Origin of the sequence: Streptomyces sp. NPDC047880 (assembly GCF_040706515.1) — a bacterium.
Taxonomy (GTDB): Bacteria; Actinomycetota; Actinomycetes; order Streptomycetales; family Streptomycetaceae; genus Streptomyces.
In genome coordinates this window covers 38530-54622 of the sequence record NZ_JBEZOK010000037.1, presented here as the reverse complement: position 1 = coordinate 54622, position 16093 = coordinate 38530, and the positions used below count along the sequence as shown (strand labels likewise).

The 16093-nt window shown below is 72.3% G+C and carries 14 protein-coding genes and 3 pseudogenes; 15 read left to right on the top strand and 2 right to left on the bottom strand.

Annotated features, from left to right (window positions below; all coding sequences use genetic code 11):
• Positions 1 to 22: 22 nt before the first annotated feature.
• From AB0937_RS36175 to AB0937_RS36110, 14 genes and pseudogenes are all read left to right on the top strand, one after another.
• Complete coding sequence (locus AB0937_RS36175) at positions 23 to 1918, top strand: protein-arginine deiminase domain-containing protein (protein ID WP_366718088.1); 1896 nt, start codon at positions 23 to 25, stop codon at positions 1916 to 1918.
• A gap of 488 nt (positions 1919 to 2406) precedes the next feature.
• Complete coding sequence (locus tag AB0937_RS36170; protein WP_366718058.1) at positions 2407 to 2898, top strand: hypothetical protein; 492 nt, start codon at positions 2407 to 2409, stop codon at positions 2896 to 2898.
• 138 nt (positions 2899 to 3036) lie between these two features.
• Positions 3037 to 5742, top strand: coding sequence for a LuxR C-terminal-related transcriptional regulator (locus AB0937_RS36165; RefSeq protein WP_366718056.1), 2706 nt, complete (start codon positions 3037 to 3039; stop codon positions 5740 to 5742).
• Between the two features lie 166 nt (positions 5743 to 5908).
• Positions 5909 to 7537 (top strand): MFS transporter, encoded by a 1629-nt coding sequence (locus AB0937_RS36160; protein WP_366718054.1) that lies wholly within the window; start codon positions 5909 to 5911, stop codon positions 7535 to 7537.
• Positions 7538 to 7555: 18 nt separating this feature from the next.
• Positions 7556 to 8080 (top strand): hypothetical protein, encoded by a 525-nt coding sequence (locus AB0937_RS36155; protein WP_366718052.1) that lies wholly within the window; start codon positions 7556 to 7558, stop codon positions 8078 to 8080.
• Positions 8081 to 8201: 121 nt separating this feature from the next.
• On the top strand, positions 8202 to 8399 hold the full coding sequence (locus AB0937_RS36150) for a hypothetical protein (protein WP_175437358.1): 198 nt from the start codon (positions 8202 to 8204) through the stop codon (positions 8397 to 8399).
• Positions 8400 to 8687: 288 nt separating this feature from the next.
• The gene (locus tag AB0937_RS36145) at positions 8688 to 9350 is read left to right on the top strand and encodes an HdeD family acid-resistance protein (protein WP_366718050.1); all 663 of its coding nucleotides are present in this window, start codon (positions 8688 to 8690) and stop codon (positions 9348 to 9350) included.
• Positions 9351 to 9473: 123 nt separating this feature from the next.
• Entirely contained in the window at positions 9474 to 10829 is a 1356-nt protein-coding gene (locus tag AB0937_RS36140; protein WP_366718048.1) for a hypothetical protein, read from the top strand.
• Between the two features lie 3 nt (positions 10830 to 10832).
• On the top strand, positions 10833 to 11714 hold the full coding sequence (locus AB0937_RS36135) for a ribonuclease BN (protein ID WP_366718046.1): 882 nt from the start codon (positions 10833 to 10835) through the stop codon (positions 11712 to 11714).
• 49 nt (positions 11715 to 11763) lie between these two features.
• Entirely contained in the window at positions 11764 to 12231 is a 468-nt protein-coding gene (locus AB0937_RS36130) for an SHOCT domain-containing protein (RefSeq protein ID WP_366718044.1), read from the top strand.
• 104 nt (positions 12232 to 12335) lie between these two features.
• Positions 12336 to 12590: pseudogene (locus AB0937_RS36125) on the top strand (carbonic anhydrase); the annotation flags it as partial.
• A gap of 138 nt (positions 12591 to 12728) precedes the next feature.
• Positions 12729 to 13298 (top strand): dihydrofolate reductase family protein, encoded by a 570-nt coding sequence (locus tag AB0937_RS36120; protein WP_366718042.1) that lies wholly within the window; start codon positions 12729 to 12731, stop codon positions 13296 to 13298.
• Between the two features lie 127 nt (positions 13299 to 13425).
• Entirely contained in the window at positions 13426 to 13614 is a 189-nt protein-coding gene (locus AB0937_RS36115; RefSeq protein WP_366718040.1) for a hypothetical protein, read from the top strand.
• Positions 13615 to 13667: 53 nt separating this feature from the next.
• Positions 13668 to 13844: pseudogene (locus AB0937_RS36110) on the top strand (2-phosphosulfolactate phosphatase); the annotation flags it as partial.
• On the opposite strand, the gene AB0937_RS36105 reads toward AB0937_RS36110, so the two are convergent.
• Both AB0937_RS36105 and AB0937_RS36100 read right to left on the bottom strand, forming a co-directional pair.
• The gene (locus tag AB0937_RS36105; protein WP_366718086.1) at positions 13822 to 14247 is read right to left on the bottom strand and encodes a hypothetical protein; all 426 of its coding nucleotides are present in this window, start codon (positions 14245 to 14247) and stop codon (positions 13822 to 13824) included. The pseudogene AB0937_RS36110 and the gene AB0937_RS36105 overlap by 23 nt on opposite strands.
• Positions 14248 to 14460: 213 nt before the next feature.
• Positions 14461 to 14750: pseudogene (locus AB0937_RS36100) on the bottom strand (alpha/beta hydrolase); the annotation flags it as partial.
• Between the two features lie 389 nt (positions 14751 to 15139).
• Here AB0937_RS36100 and AB0937_RS36095 point away from each other — a divergent pair.
• A complete protein-coding gene (locus AB0937_RS36095; RefSeq protein WP_366718038.1) occupies positions 15140 to 15943 on the top strand; it encodes an inositol monophosphatase family protein in 804 nt (267 codons plus the stop codon).
• Positions 15944 to 16093 lie beyond the last annotated feature (150 nt).

Here is a 16093-nt window from a genome sequence, read left to right as displayed (position 1 = left end):
GGCCGGGTCGGTGGTCCTGGCCATGGCTGCCGCCGGATCCGTGCTGGCGGGGCCGGCCTTCGCCGCCGAGTCGGGCGGGCGCGCCGATCTGCGGGCGGATGTGAACCGCGACGGGCGGGTCGACGTCACCACCGGCAGCGATACCAGGGGTGAGGACGGCTGGTCCGTCGAGCGCGGGGCTCTGTACCTGCCGAACATCGATGACGACGCCAAGCGGTGCCCGGTGACCGGGCCCGGCGGCGCACCCCTGTCCGACGCCAAGCTGGCCGCGTGCAACGACGGTTCGGACACGAAGGTCAACGGCTCCGCGGACGCCGCCGACCTCGCCCGGATCCGTTCCGTGCCGCTGCCGGACCTTCCCTCCGGCGCGACGGGCAGCCTGAAGGTGGCGGCCGGGGGTGAGCACGTGCACCTCTTCCTCAAGCGGAACGGGAAGTGGATCCTGGTGACGTCCAGGACCCGGCTGACGGCCGCCGAGCTGCGTTCCGGCGTGGAGTTCGGCGTCGAGGCGACCGATGTCGTCCGCGACCGTGCGAAGTGGGACGGCCGTGCGGTGGTCCGGCTGACCGTGACGACCGGGCAGAAGTCCACATCCGACGCGGTGACGCTGCGTGTGGCGCCCCTGCTGACGCAGCATCACCTTCAGGACACCCAGCAGGTGATGGTGTCCAAGGTGCGGGGTCACGGCCCGGACAGCCGCCTGCAGCGGACGTTCGTCGCCGCCCTCGGGAAGGAGGTCCGGAAGGCCGGCATCACCACGCCGCTGGTGACCTTCGAGAAGTACGCCGACCGCTGGGCGCAGGACTTCGTCGAACCGGCCTACGTCAGCATGACCGGGCCGGACGGCCGGCGGCAGGTGATGCGTGTGATGCTGCGTTCCGCCCAGCCGGACCGGGACGCGGGCCGGGAGCTGTTCGAGCGGATACGCGGCCGGGACATCGGAGTCGTGCAGGTGACCGACCGGGCGGAGCCGGACGACTGGTCGCTCAACTCCATGGGGAACCTGGAGACCATCCCGCCCTACACGCACGGCGGACGCTCCTTCCCGGCCGGGCGGATCATCATGGGCGAGCGCAAGGACAGCGGGGCGCGTCCGTCGAAGGTGATGCGGACGCTGCTCACGTCGCAGGGGTTGCAGGACCCGCTGCTGCTGGACACCTCATGGCTCGGGGTGGGGCACGTCGACGAGTTCGTGCAGTTCCTGCCCGCCGACACGCCGCGTGGCTGGCGGATCGGCGTCGCCGACCCGCGGGCGGGACTGAGACTGCTGCGCGACGCCCAGCGGGACGGCCACGGCAGCACGAAGATGTTCTCCGTCCCGGGCCGCAGTGACACCCCGGCGCCCAGGGAGACCATCGACAAGGCGCTCGCCTCCCGTCACCTGGTGGCCGACAACGAGATGGCGGCGCGGCGCATCGCGGCCAACCTGGAGATCCTCAAGCGCGAGACGGGCGTCACCGACGCGGAGATCGTGCGGGTGCCCGCGCTGTACACCCGCGACTCGGAGGCGCTGACCGCCGAGGGCCGGGAGATCCCCGTGCCGCGCCTGTCGCGCTTGGGCGCCGGTTCCGACCTCGTGAACGGTCTCGGGGCTCACGGCCAGCAGAAGTGGCTCGCCGGGAATCGGGCCGCCGGACGTGCCGGGGCCGCGGCGACGGTGACGACCAGCGCGTACGTTCCCGGTGCGGTCAACGGCGTGCTGCTGACCCGCGACCGCTACCTCGCCCCGCGCCAGTGGGGCCCGGTCGTCGCAGGCAAGGACATCTTCACGCAGGCCGTCACCGCCGCCTACCAGCGGGTCGGCCTGAAGGTGTCGTACATCGACGACTGGTACACGTACCACCTCGGAATGGGCGAGGTGCACTGCGGCACCAACACCCTGCGCGACGCGGCGTCCGCGTGGTGGCGGCAAGCGTAGACAGCGGGGGCTCGGCTCAGCCGCCGGGGCGCGGATCGGTGCGGGAGAGCACCTCAGCCGATCCGCGCCCCGGCACCGCTGCCGTCCCGGGTCCCGCCCGGTGGCACCGACGTTCAGGGAAGCCGGCAGGCCCGGCGAAGCGCCGCCCGGCTGTCCGCTCGGAGCGGGGCTCCTCCGGCAGCGTCGCCACCACATCCGCGTGCCGCACGAACACGTCCCCGCACCGCTCCCGCTCGGGATGATCGCTGTCGCCGCCGGACCACCACGGCATGGTCTCGTCGCCGGGTTCGACGGGCGTCACTGCCTCGGCCGGTGCGGCTCCGGGGTGGAGACGAGCGGGCCGCCGCACACTCACCCGCCTCGGGTGAGGCGGCCCGGTGCTTGCCGTGGGCACGCTGATGAGGACATCGAACGGTTCGGAGCCGGGGCCTGGACTTCTGGCATCGCCTCGCTCGTTCCGCCCCCTGAGCATCGCAAACGAGGCCACGATGACCGCGACAGACACTCAACCGTCACACAGGGCGAGGGACGAATGGGCCACCGGCCTGACCGCCTTCGCGGCTGTGATGCTCTTCCTGGTCGGCCTGCTCGACATCTTCCGGGGCATCATGGCCATCGCCGAGGACGACATCTTCGTGACGACCCGCAACTACGTGTTCGAGTTCGACCTGACCGGCTGGGGCTGGGTCCACCTCGCCCTGGGCGTACTCGCCGTGATCGTCAGCCTGGGGCTGCTCAAGACGGCGATGTGGGCCCGCGTGCTGGGCGTGGCCATCGCCGGACTCGTCATCATCGCCAACTTCCTCTCCCTGCCGCAGTACCCGGTGTGGTCCGTCGTGATGATCGCTCTCTCGGGCTTCATCATCTGGGCCCTGTGCGTCGTGCCGCGCGACAACCTCCTCGAGCCGTCGGAGGAGGCTTCCTGGCGCGAGCGCGACGACAGGTACCGCCCAACGGCCGCTCCGCGGCCGCCCCGCTGACGAGTGAGACCCCGCTGATCTGCCGCCGAAAGCGCAGGTCAGCGGGGCGTCGGCGCGGTCTGCCGTGCGGCTTGGAGGGAACGCTGGGATGCTGAGGGTGAAGCGCTGCCCATGACGTGGCCCTGACTGACAGGGGTGATGAGCGCCTTGGCGGAAATCCATGAGAACGTCCAAGGATCGGCGGTTCACCTCGTTCCGGCACTGTCACATACCGATCCCCTGGGGGATCCGTTTCTGCGCACCCGGTTCGCCCTGCCCGCGAGGCCCCACACGTTCCTGCGTCGTCAGCGGCTCGTCGACCACCTCGACCAGGCCCCGAGGACACCGCTGACGCTGCTCAACGGCCCCGCCGGAGCGGGCAAGACATTGCTGGCCGCGGACTGGGCCTCGGGGCTGGGCCGTCCGGTCGCCTGGCTCACCTGCGATGTGGGCGATTGCCGTCCCGGGGTGTTCTGGGCCTACGTGCTGCAGGCCCTGCGGGCCTGTGGCGAACCGGCGTCCGAAGCGGTCGGGGCACCCGTGGACGCCGCCGGTGTGGACCACAGGTTTCTTTCGGCCCTGGCCGGCGATCTGAACGGCCGCGAGCAGCCGGTCGTCCTCGTGCTCGACGAGTACGACCGCGTGACCGACGCGACGGTCGCCGAGCAGCTGGAGTTCGTCCTGCACCACGCCGGCCCGGGACTGCACCTCGTGCTCGTCACCCGCACCGAACCCCTGCTCCCGTTGCACCGCTACCGGGCGGCCGGTGATCTGACGGAGATCCGCTCCGCCGAACTGGCCTTCACACCGGAAGAGGCCGCCGCACTGCTGGAACTCCACGGTCTGAGCCTCCCGGTCCAGGCCGCGCGGAACCTGGTCGACCGCACGCGCGGCTGGGCCGCCGGCCTGAGCCTGTCCGCCCTGGCCGCCCGGGAGAGTTCCGACCCCGAGCTCTATCTGAAGGAGTTCGAGGCGGACCGCAGCACCGTCGCCGACTTCCTGCTGGCCGAGGTCCTCAAGAGGCAGACGCAGGAGACACAGGACCTCCTGCTGCGCGTCAGCGTCCTGGAGCGCTTCTGTCCCGACCTGGCCAACGCGCTGACCGACCGCACCGACGCCGAGCCCATCCTCGCCGGGCTGCACCGGGAGAACGCGTTCGTCGAGCGTCTCGGGCACTCGTGGTACCAGCTCCACCCGCTGTTCGGGGAGATACTGCGCGCGCATCTGCGCGTTCGCCTGCCCGGGCTGGAGCCGGAACTGCACCGACGGGCCGCACGGTGGCTGCACCGTCACGGCTTCCTGCCGGAGACACTGGCCCACAGCGCCGCCGCGGGCGACTGGGACCTCACCGCGGGTGCCCTCGTGGACGATCTCGCGATCGGGCTGCTCTTCACCGGTCCGAGCTCGGAGAACCTGGTGCGGTTGTTCTCCCGCATGGGGCCCGAGGCGAGGAGCCCGGCCACCTGTCTCGTGCGCGCCGCCCGCGACCTGTCCCGGCACGACCTGGACCACGGCCTGGCCGGTCTGCGCCGCGCCGAGGAGCAGCTCGCCCACGAGGAGAACGACGCTCACGACCCGGCGGCCGCCCGGCTGAGCTGTGCGCTGCTGGAGGCCCTGGCCGCACGCCTGAACGGGTCTCCCCCGGAGGTCGAGAAGGCCGCCGAAGCGGCCGCGGAGCTGAGGCAGGAGGTTCCTGGTCACCTGCTGGACAAGCATCCCGAACTGACCGCCCTGCTGATGACCCACGTCGGCTCCACGCTCCTGTGGGCCGGGCGCTACGAGGACGCGCGTGCCGTCCTGACCGGCGTGGCCGGCGCTCCCGGCGGAACCGCCACCGCTCTGCCCCGGGAGGAGGCGATGGGGCACCTGGCCCTGCTCGACTACATGAACGGCTGGCCCGGCCGGGCCGAGCGCAAGGCACTGGCCGCGGTGTCCGAGGCGGACCGGCCCGGCGCGCCCCGGCCGTCCGGATCCGGAATCGGAAGGCTGGTCCTGGCCGCCGTCGCCGTGGACCGCGATGAACTGGGCCGGGCACAGGCCCTCATCGACGAGGCGGCCGAGATCCCCTCCGGAACGCCTGATCCGGTGCTGGCGGCGGGGCGCGCCCTCGCGGCAGCGCGCCTGTTGATGGCCCGCGGGAAGGTGCGGGCCGCTGTCGAGGCGGCGGACCCGGCCGTCCCCGCCGCCGTGGCCTCCCCGTGGGCGAGGAGCCACGAAGCGCTCGTCACCTCGGCCGCCCATCTGGCCGAGGGACGGCCGGACGAAGCCGCCGAGGTGCTGCGGAGCGTCTCCGGTGACCAGCCCGTGTGCGCCGTGGAGGCCGCGGCGATCCAGCTCGCAGCCCGGCGTCCCGCGGCTGCCTTCGACCTGCTCGACAGCGTCCACGCCGAGGGACGCACCGGCCCGGCGGTGACGGTGCGGGCAGCGCTGGTGAGAGCCCGTGCCGCCGCTGCGGCCGGCGACGGAGCCACGGCCCGCAAGCTCGTGGCACAGGCCCTGCTCGACGCCCGCCGTGAGCGGCTGCGACGTCCGTTCCTGGACGCCGGAGCGTGGATCCGGCCTCTCATCGCCACGGCTCCGCTGCACGATCTGGCGGCAGGCTGGCTGACACCCGCCGCGCCGGAGCGGGGCGAGCGCACCCGCCCGGAGTCGCCGCCCGCACCGCTCGTGGCTGTGGAGCTGAGCGCACGCGAGCACGACGTCCTGGACCGGGTGGCCCGGATGATGTCGACCGAGGAGATCGCCGCCGACCTCTGCCTGTCGGTGAACACGGTGAAGACCCACCTGAAGAGCGTCTACCGGAAACTGGCGGTGAACCGGCGGGGCGAGGCCGTACGCCGCGCACGCGACCTCCGGATGCTCTGAGTTCGCGCCGGATCCCCTGCCCCGCACGGACCGACCGTATTTCCCCCTTCGTGGGTGAGGCGCGCGGGGCGCGGATCGGGTGCGATGAGGGCAGTCGGCGACGCGTACGCCGGCGCATGCCGGGCACTGCGCCGGCGTACCGGTACGACGCGGCGAGGTGGACACCGTGAAGCGCTGGCGGGCTCTGATCGTCCTGGGTGCGGCCCAGTTCCTGATGGTGCTGGACACCTCCGTGATGAACGTGTCCATCAGCCAGCTGGTCGAGGACTTCGACACCGAGGTCACGGCCATCCAGGCCGTCATCACTCTGTACGCGCTGGTCATGGCCGCCTTCATGCTCATCGGCGGCAGGCTCGGGGACATCGTGGGGCGTCGCCGCATGTTCGTGCTTGGCATGGTCGTCTACGGCGTCGGATCCGGCCTGACGGCTCTGGCCCCCACTCTGTGGGTCCTCACGCTGGGCTGGTCGGTCATCGAAGGGCTCGGCGCCGCCATGGTGCTGCCGGCCATGGCGGCCCTCGTCGCGGAGTCCTACCGCGGACGCGACCGGGCCATCGCCTACGCGGTCATCGGCGGGCTCGCGGGTGCGGGCATCGCGGTCGGCCCGCTGCTGGGCGGCTGGGTGACGACGTATCTGACCTGGCGGCTGGTCTTCGCCGGCGAGGTCGTGGTCGTCGTGGCGGTGCTGCTGTGCCGCCGGGTGATCGCGACGCCCCCCGCGAGCGGGCCACGCCCCGGTCTGGACGTGGTCGGCGCGGTTCTCTCCGCGGCCGGACTCGGACTGGGCGTCCTCGGCGTCCTGCAGAGCAGTACCTGGGGATGGGTACAACCCCGCAACCCGCCCTTCACCGTGCTCGGCTTCGCCCCGACTCTGTTCGTCGTCGGCGCCGGGGCCGCCGTCCTGGCCGTCTTCCGCTGGTGGGAGCGGCGGCGGGAGCACGCGGGCGCCGATCCGCTCGTGCACCTGTCCCTGCTGGGCAGACCCGTTCTGCGGTCGGGCCTGCTGACATTGCTGAGCCAGAACCTCATCCTGCTGGGGCTGTTCTTCACGATTCCGCTGTACTTGCAGGTGGTCCAGGGGTTCGACGCCTTCGAGACAGGTCTGCGTCTGCTCCCGGTGTCCGCCACCATGCTGGTGACCTCCCTGTGCGCGTCCTCGCTGGGGCGCGTGGTGGGACCGCGCCGGGTGGTCCGGCTGGCCCTGACGACCCTGGTGGCGGCCATCGTGTGGCTGCTCGCCACGATCGACCCGGCCATCGACGACGGGCAGTTCGCCGGCGCCATGGCCCTGCTGGGCGTGGGGGTCGGGCTGCTCGCCTCACAGCTGGGCAACGTCGTGCAGTCCGGGGTGGGCGAGGAGGAACGCAGCGAGGCGGGAGGGCTGCAGTTCACGGCGCAGAATCTGGGCTCCGCGCTCGGCACCGCGCTCATCGGATCCCTTCTCATCGGCGCGCTGGCCCACGCCTTCACCACGCGGGTGGAAGACAACGCACAGCTGTCCGAGGAGACCCGTGCACAGGTCGGCGTCGCCCTCGAGGCCGGGATCACCTTCGTCCCCACCGAACAGGTGCGTTCGGCGGCCGAGCGTGCCGGACTGCCGCCCTCCGAGGTCGACGCCGTCACCGAGTCCTACGCCGACGCGCAGTTGCAGGGTCTGAAGGCGGCGATCCTGGCCACCGGCGGCGTCGCCCTGGCCAGTTTCCTCGTCACACGTCACCTGCCGGCCGCCCGCGGCAGCCGTCCGCGCGAGCCGGACGCCGACGCCACGGCCGGGGCGACGGGATCGGCACACTGAATCCGTGGGGAGTCATTCATGTCCAGGCCAACCACCGCTCCGGCCGGCCGTAGCAGGCGCCGTGCAGAGCGCCGGGCCAGCGCGGACTACACCGGCGGCGTCTACGGTTCCATGCTGGCGTCCTCCGTGGTGATCGGCGCCGGCTCCCTGGGCCAGTTCCCCCGGACCGAGCTGGTGTTGCTGCTGCTCCTCACCGGAGTGGTGTTCTGGATCGCGCACGTGCACGCCCAGTTGTTCGGGGCACGTCTGGCGCAGCAGGCTCCGGACCGGCGTCTCGTCCTGCACGTGTGCCGTGACGAGTGGCCCATCGTCAAAGCCGCGGTCCCGCCGGCCGTGGCGGTGGCGGTCAGCCCGCTGCTGCGGCTGGACGTCCGAGGTGCTCTCTGGCTGGCTCTGTGCGTCGCCGTGGTCGGCCAGATCGGCTGGTCGGTGGCGGCGGCCCGCCGTGCCGGTGCCTCGCCGCGGCTGATGGCCGTCACCGCGTCGGTCAACCTGTTCCTCGGCCTGCTCATCATCGCTTTCAAGATCGTGCTGAAGCACTGATCCCGGCGTCCGTCACCCGGCGGGTCACCTGCTCCGGGTGAGGTCCGGGCCCGGCCGGAGGCGCACGATGGCGGAAAGGGCGCCGTCCGCCTGTCCCGGGCATCCGTGGGAGGACAAGCTCGTGCGCTATGAGATCCGCGTCGAGGGGCACCTGTCGGAAACGCTGGCGAAGGCCTTTCCGGAACTGGGCCATGTGGTGATGGCCGGCCAGACCGTCCTGTTCGGCCCCGTCGTGGACGAAGCGCACCTGTACGGGCTGCTGGCGCGCTGCCAGTCACTGGGACTGCGTGTCGTCGAGATGCGGCCGGTGCCGGAATGACACGACCGGCCCGCACGCCCCCAGGTCCACCGGTGTACCCGAGCGGCGCCAACTCGACTGCCGTACACGTTTGCTGACCTGCCGTCACGACACTCGGCGGGTTGCCGCACGGGCGTTCCCGCACCACCGCGGCACCGGCAGATCACCCGTGACGGGTGACCCCGGCACAGGGTGACAGGCGGGATTCTGGAGCCGGCAGAGCTGCGCAATGGCCCTGCCACACCTCTCGGGCACCGCACCGCACCGCAGCGGTCCCGAGCCGACTGATCGATCACGCGAGGAGGAGCCATGAGCATGTCGCGTGGTCCGACACCGTTCCCCGGGCAGGAACACCGGCCCGACGGGGCGGTCCCCACCCTTGCGTCCGGCACCGCGTACGGGCTGGAACGACTGGGCCGTTCCTGGACCTGGCTCCTGGGCTCGGCCGTCGCGACCCTGGTGCCGGGCGTGCTGATCCTGGTCTGGCCGGAGGCGACCCTGCACGTCCTGGCCGTCCTCATCGGGCTGTACCTGCTGGTGAGCGGGGCGTTCCGGTTGGTGTCCGTCTTCGGCCGGGAGGAGCACGGCGAACGGCTGCCGGGGCTGCTGCTGGCCGTGGTGTACGTCCTGGCCGGGGTGTTGTGCCTGCGCGACCCGCTGCAGACGATCACCGTGCTGTCGCTGGTCACCGGGGTCGTCTGGCTGGTGTCCGGGATCCTCACCCTCTACACGGCCGTCGTCGCCGAGGACCTGCCGCACCGCGGCGTCGTCCTCGCTGCCGCGATGCTGGGCATCGTCGCGGGCATCGTGGTGCTCGCCCTGCCCACGGAGTCGGCCCGCGCCCTGACCCGGCTGCTCGGCCTGTGGCTCGTGCTGCTCGGCCTGGCCGAGACGGCGGTCGCTCTGGCGTGGCGGGCCGCGCTCCGCAGGACGCACACGGCGGGGCCGCACGCCCCGTCCGAGGCCGCCTGAGACCCGCCGCCGACGCGACGCGGGTGCCGCCGCCCGCGCGACACCCCACCTCGGTCGCCCGAGCGACGACGAGCACAGCGCCCGGGGCGGGGCACACGTGGAACCACGCGGAAAGGCACACCCATGAACTCCGCCGCAGCCCCGGACCCGCCGCACTCCGGCGGATCCCCGAACGCGAAGCACGTCATGACCGCCGAGGAACGAGCGGAGTACGAGCGGCTGCGCCGGCACGCGGCGGTTCGTCACCGGCGGGCGCGGCGCGCCGGATCCTGGGTCCTGCTCCTGCTGGCCCTGCTTCTCGCGCCGCTGGCCGTCGTCGCGGCATGGGTCCACGACACGGTCTCCGACACCGACCGGTACGTGGCGACCGTCGCGCCGCTGGCCTCCGCACCACCCGTGCAGGACGTCGTGATCAACCGGCTCACGGACCGGGTGGTGGACAACGTCGACGTCCAGGCGGTGACCGACGCGCTCGTGCGGACCCTTCAGGACGCGGGTGCGCCGCCCCGCGTCGTCGACGGGGCCGCCTCACTCGAGGGTCCGCTGCGCAACGCGGTCAGGACCGTCGTGGACCGCACCGTCACCCGCGTGATCACCAGCGACGCCTTCCAGCAGGTGTGGGAGGGCGCCAACCGGCGCTCGCACGCCGCGGTGGTGAACATGCTCACGGGTGACCGCGAGGGCGCGGTGGGCGCGGTGAACGGCACCGTCCAGCTGAACGTGGGACAGGTCGTCGACCAGGTACGGGAGCGGCTCGTCGACGCGGGCTTCGACAAGGCCTCCGCCATCCCGGACACGGACCGGACGATCACCCTGTTCGAGACCGAGCAACTGGGCAAGGCACAGGACGCGATGCGACTGCTGGATGTCCTGGGCACCTGGCTGCCGGTCCTCACCGTCGTGCTGGCCGCACTCGCCGTCTGGACCGCTCCCGCACACCGGGTCATGCTGATGATCACCGCCACGGGCGTCGGCGTGATGATGGTGGGCCTGCTCGTCGTGCTGGCCCTGATCCGGCGCGTCTATCTGGACTCGGTCCCGCCGGCGGTGCTGCCCGCCGACGCGGCCGCGACCATCTACGACACGTTCGTCCGATTCCTGCGCGACAGCACGCTCACCCTGCTGGTCGTGTCGGTGATCATCGCACTGGTCGCGTACCTGTACGGTCCCGGGCGCCTGGCCCGTGGCGTCCGGACGGCGGCCGGCCGGGGTACGCAGGCCACCGGCAGGGGGCTGGAGAACGCGGGCATGCACACCGGTGCGGTGGGACGCCTGCTGGCCGGCCACCGACAGTGGATCACCGGTGTGGTCATCGGGGCGGCGGCTCTGACGCTGGTGCTCTGGAACCACCCCACCGTCGGAGCGGTGGCGCTCGTCGTCGGTGTCGCTCTGGCCGTCCTGGCCGTCCTGGCGATCCTGGCGGCCGCCGGCCCGGCCGGATCGACGGCGGAACAGGCCGGGCAGCGGGCGGTTCCGTGAGTCATGACCTTGAAACCCGGCCCCTCCGGCAGGCACCGCGGGCGCACGGCAGCGCGGCTTGCGGCCGGCCTGCGGTCCGGAGCCACGGCCCGGCTGCTGTCCCGCCTGGCGGCGCTCAACATCGTGGAGGGCTCGGTGCGGCTGGCCGCGCAGGCGTTCCTCACCGCGCTCCCGCTGCTGATGACCGTCGCGGCGTTCGCCCCGGACTGGATGCAGGACCTGCTGGCCGACTCCGTCCGGGCGGTTCTGGGCATGCGCGGTGACACCCTCGAGGAGCTGCGCCAGGTGTTCTCCGCGGCGGGCACGACACGCAACACGGCCGGAGTGGTGGGCGCGGTGGTGACCCTCGTGTCGGCCACGGCGTTCAGCCGGGCCCTGCAGGCGGTGTGCGAGCGCTGCTGGCGGCTGCCGCGCGCACCGATACGAGCGGCCTTCTGGCGTTGGCTGCTGTGGCTGCTGGTCTGGCTCGCCTACCTGTTGTTCCAGGCACCGCTGCGCAAGGGACTCGGCACGGGCACGGTGACCGGGCTGATGCTGTCCCTGCTGTCCGCGACGCTGCTGTGGTGGTGGTCCCAGCATCTGCTGCTGGGCGGCCGGATCGGCTGGCGGAGCCTGCTGCCCGGGGCGGTGCTGGCCGGCGCCGGTACGGTCCTGCTGAGCCTGGCCGCACGCGTGCTGATGCCCGCCGCGATGGAGCGCAGCCTGGACGAGTTCGGCCCGCTCGGCCCCGTGTTCACCTTCCTGTCCTGGCTCATCGCGGTCTTCCTCGTGGCCGTGTCGGGCCTGGCCCTCGGCGAGTACGTCGCCTCCACCGCGTGGTACCGGGCTGCCGCACGCTCACCCGCGCCGGGTGAGGCCGATCGTGTCTCTCCGGACCCAAGCTGAAGGCAGCACCCGCCGGTGGCCCCGGCGAGCGCCGAGACGGAGGAGAGAAATGAGCGCGCAGACATATCTGGCCTACGACTACCCCCTGTTGAGCGTCTTCTGGAGCATGCTCCTGTTCTTCCTGTGGATCATGTGGTTCATCCTGCTCTTCCGCGTGGTGGTCGACATCTTCCGTGACGACGACCTGAGCGGCTGGGCGAAGACCGGCTGGCTGGTGCTCACCGTGCTGCTGCCCTTCCTGGGCGTGTTCGTCTACGTGATCGCCCGCGGCAAGAACATGGGCCGCCGCGAGATGGCCCAGGCCCGGGCGCAGCAGGAGGCCTTCGACACCCGCATCAGGCAGGCCGCGGGCACCGAGGGCCGGTCCAGCAGCGTCGACGAACTCGCCAAGCTGTCCGAGATCCGGGACAGCGGGGCCATCACGGACGACGAGTACCGCAGGGCGAAGGAGCTCGTCCTGACGGGACATGCCCCGGCCGGGCAGTCGGGGTTCACCCCGCCCGCGTCCGGTCGTTGACACAGGCGGCGGCAGCCGGTGCGAGGTTACCGACGGCCCTCAGGCTCCGATCATGGCCGAGCCCCGCACCCTGACGCCCGCGGTGCCCTCGATCTGCTGCCGCGGCCGGTGACCGGCGGTTCGTCGCAGGTGCCCCCGAGCACGCCGCGCAGGACGCCGCCCGCCGCGCCGAGCTCGCACCGGCCCAACAGCCCTGCGCCGTGCCGTTCGGGTGTTCCGACTCCCGGGTGGCCGCCGAGATCGTCTTCGACCGCCGCCCGGGTGACCTGCCGGTGGTGCGCACCGCGGGCCACGTCGCGGGTGCTGAGGTGCTGGGCAGTATCGAGTACGGCGTGGGCCTGCTGGGCTGCCCGCTGGTGTGTGCCGGCGAGCTCTGACGAGGCGCCGGTTGCCAGGCCTTGCGCAGTGGTCGCGAGGAACGCGTGTCGCGCGTACGGCACTGCGGCAGCGCGGCGGGACACCGTACGGTCGAATCCCGTCAGCGAGGAGGACTGCCGATGCGCAGCGTGACCTATTCGATGAGCACGTCCCTCGACGGCTACATCGTCGGACCGGACGGCGGCTTCAACTGGTCCGTGCCCGACGGGGAGGTCTTCCGCTTCTGGATCGACGAGATCCGGGAGGTCGGCGTCCACCTGCTGGGGCGGCGGCTGTACGAGACGATGCTGTACTGGGAGACCGCCGACCAGGACGAGTCGCTGGACGACGCGCAGCTCGAGTGGACCGCGCTGTGGAAGCCGCTGCCGAAGGTGGTGTTCTCCAGGACGCTGTCGACGGTGCAGGGCAACGCCCGTCTGCTGTCCGGGGGCCTGGCGGAGGAGATCGAACGGTTGCGGGCCGAGCCGGCGGAGGGTGACATCGCGATCGGCGGCGCGACGCTCGCCGCCGAGGCGGCCGCGTCGGATCTGATCGACGAGTACCGCACCGTGGTCTACCCGGTGCTGATCGGCGGGGGCCTCCCGTTCTTCCCGCAGCACGAACGCAGGGTCGATCTCGAACTCGTCGAGTCCCGCACGTTCGGTTCGGGCGTCGTCCACCACCGGCACCGCGTGGTGCGCCGGGACTGACGAGCGCCGGCCGAACCGTCCGCCCCCTGGCCGGCCGCTCGCTTCACCCGAACAGCCGCCCCCGCACTGTGCCGCAGCCGCGGATGCGATGTCCTGGTCGGAGAGTCGTCCGTCCCATGGGGGAAGCATGTACGAGATGTGCACCGGCCTCGACGAGCCCGGCACGGCCTTCGTCTGGCACGTGAAGGCCAAACACGGCACCGTGGCCCTCTGCGGCGTGCCACTCGAACCGAGGGAGACCGAGCCGGTGGAGACGGATCGCCATTGCCCGTCGTGCATGACGTCGTTCGGCCGGCTCGTCGACCAGCACGGCTGAGTCGTGCGACCAGCACGGCTGAGTCGTGTGGGCCGAGGGGACCGGGGCGGACGGAGTACCTCCGCCGCGCAAGCGAATCGCGCGCGGCTGCCGAGTTGGCGAAGGGGGTGCGGCTGGGAGTGCACCCCGATGACGTTTCCCTGTGTCTGGAGCTCGACCGGTTCCCCTTTGCCATGCCGGCGACCGTGGAGGACTCGCTGCTGGTCCTCAGTGCCCGGCCACAGCCTTGACCAGGGCGACCGCCACGCCGATCGCCGCGTCCAACAGGCCTGCCACCACCGCCGCCACCGGGCCGCCGCCCATGCGCAGCCCGCCGAGACAGCCCCACAGGAAGAGCGATACGACACCCACTCCTGCCGCTGCCAGCAACGCGGCGTCCAGGCTGAGGACGTCCAGCGCCGCCAGAGCGATCAGTACGGCCGGACCGACGGCGCACGACAGCAGCGGGCTGCTGACGTACAGCATGCGGCGCAGCTCATGGCCCGTGGCGAGGCGGCGGTGGACGGTGCGGTGCGCCTGCTGGTCGGCGACCAACGCCGCGAGCCACAGGCCCAGCGCGGTCGTCAGGACGGTGGCGACGGCGCCGACAGAGCCCACCTCGCCGAGGGACAGGCCGACGACCACCGCGATCATCGTGATCGTCGCGTAGATCCGCTCCTTCAGCCGGTCCGCCAGCACACCGGCCTCCCCACCGGGCGGCACCTCCGCTCGACGGTCGTCCACCACCTCATGCCCCTCACCTGTGGTCGTCGCGGCAGGCGCGACGCACATACGCCGGTCACCACCTCAGCATGCCTCCCGGAAGTGTGAGCAGGCTGTTTCCACGCCGAACGCGCAGGCGGGGCGGAACACCACGAAGCCCTGCGAGGCAAGGCGTGGCCCGAGCCAGGCGATGGACGACTCGTAGGCGGTGCAGCCGGGCGCGATGGCCACCGCGCCGAAGGTGCCGTCGCCGGTGGTGGTCGGGTAGTGGATGGTGCCGCCGCCGAACCCGGTGACGGACAGCGGGGAGACGGACGTCTGTGACACGGCGTACGGGCCGCGCGGCGCCTCGATGGCGGCGGTGGTGGGAGCCGGGCCGCGCTCGTAGGGGTTGTGCCCGCAGCGTGGGCGCCCGGGCTGTTCAAGGGGCCCAGGCCGACGACGACGGCGAGCGCGGCGGCGGCGCCGGCCAGTCGTCCGGCCCGGCGCTGGGCGCCGCGTCCGAGGGCCCCACTGGGGCGCGGGGGCGAGTCGGTGTGGGGGTGGAATCGCACGACGGGTCGTCCTTCCTGTCGTGGCGGTCTGCCCGTTCGCGGGCATGCGGGACCTGCGGAGTCCGCCGCGTCCCCGCGGTGGGGCACCGCCGTCGGGCCGGCCGTGCCACTGTCAGGGGCCGGCCGCCGCGCGCGGACCGGCGAAGTCACCGGTCTTGTGAGGCCGTGGCCAACCGCTCCGAGCAGCTGACATTTCTGGTGTCCTGACACAGCACCCCGCCCAGGAAAGTCCGTTGGGACGGCAGCCGTGCCTCGGTAGTGTGCCGCGCATGATCGACTCCTGGACGGACACCGACGATGCCGCCGTCGCCACAGCCGGGGCACAGGCCGGCGCGGACGTGGTCCGCACCCTGTACGGCCGTCGGCTCGACCGCATCGACAAGGGGGCCGGGGACTTCGCCACCGCTGCCGACGTGGCGGCCGAGAAGGCGATCCTCGACGTCATTCGCGCCGCACGGCCCGATGACGCGGTGCTCGGGGAGGAGGGCGGGCAGCAGGGTGCCGCCGACGCCGCGCGTCAGTGGCTGGTCGATCCCCTGTGCGGCACGCTGAACTACGCGGCCGGCCACATGCTGGTGGCCGTCAACGTGGCGCTGCGGGGCGGGGCCGCGGCGGTGGCGGACCCGTTCAGCGGCGAGGTCTTCTGCACGGACGGCCGGACCGCGTGGGTGCGGCGTACCGGGGCGGACGACACGCTGTTGGTGCCTACGCCCGCCACCGGCCTGGTGGACGTCAACCTGGATCCGCCGTTCCCGGGTGCGCCCGCGTTCCGGGCCGTGGATCTGCTGGCCCACCCCGAGTTCGTCCGGCGCTTCAGGCCGCGCGTCGTCTCCACGTCGCTGGCGCTGGCCTGGGTCGCCGCGGGCAAGCGGGCCGCGTACGTCACCGACGGCGGCGACCTGTCCGGGAGCGTGCATTTCGCAGCCGGTATCGCGTTGTGCCGGGCCGCCGGCTGTGTCGTCACCGGGGTCGACGGCGCCCCGGTCGGTGAAGCCGGTCGCGGGCTCGTGGCGGCCTCCGACGAGGAGACACACGGACTGCTGATGTCGATGACGGGAAGCTTGAGCCGGTGAGGTGACCGGCGGCGGTGGAGCCGCACTCCGGAACTCGCCCGGCTCCCCCGCCACACCGGGGCGTGGCGGGGGAGCCGTCTGTCGCTGCCGCCAACCGGTCAACGGCGAGGTCCTGCGAGGCGCAGGGCCTCCTCACGCGGGGTGTCGCAC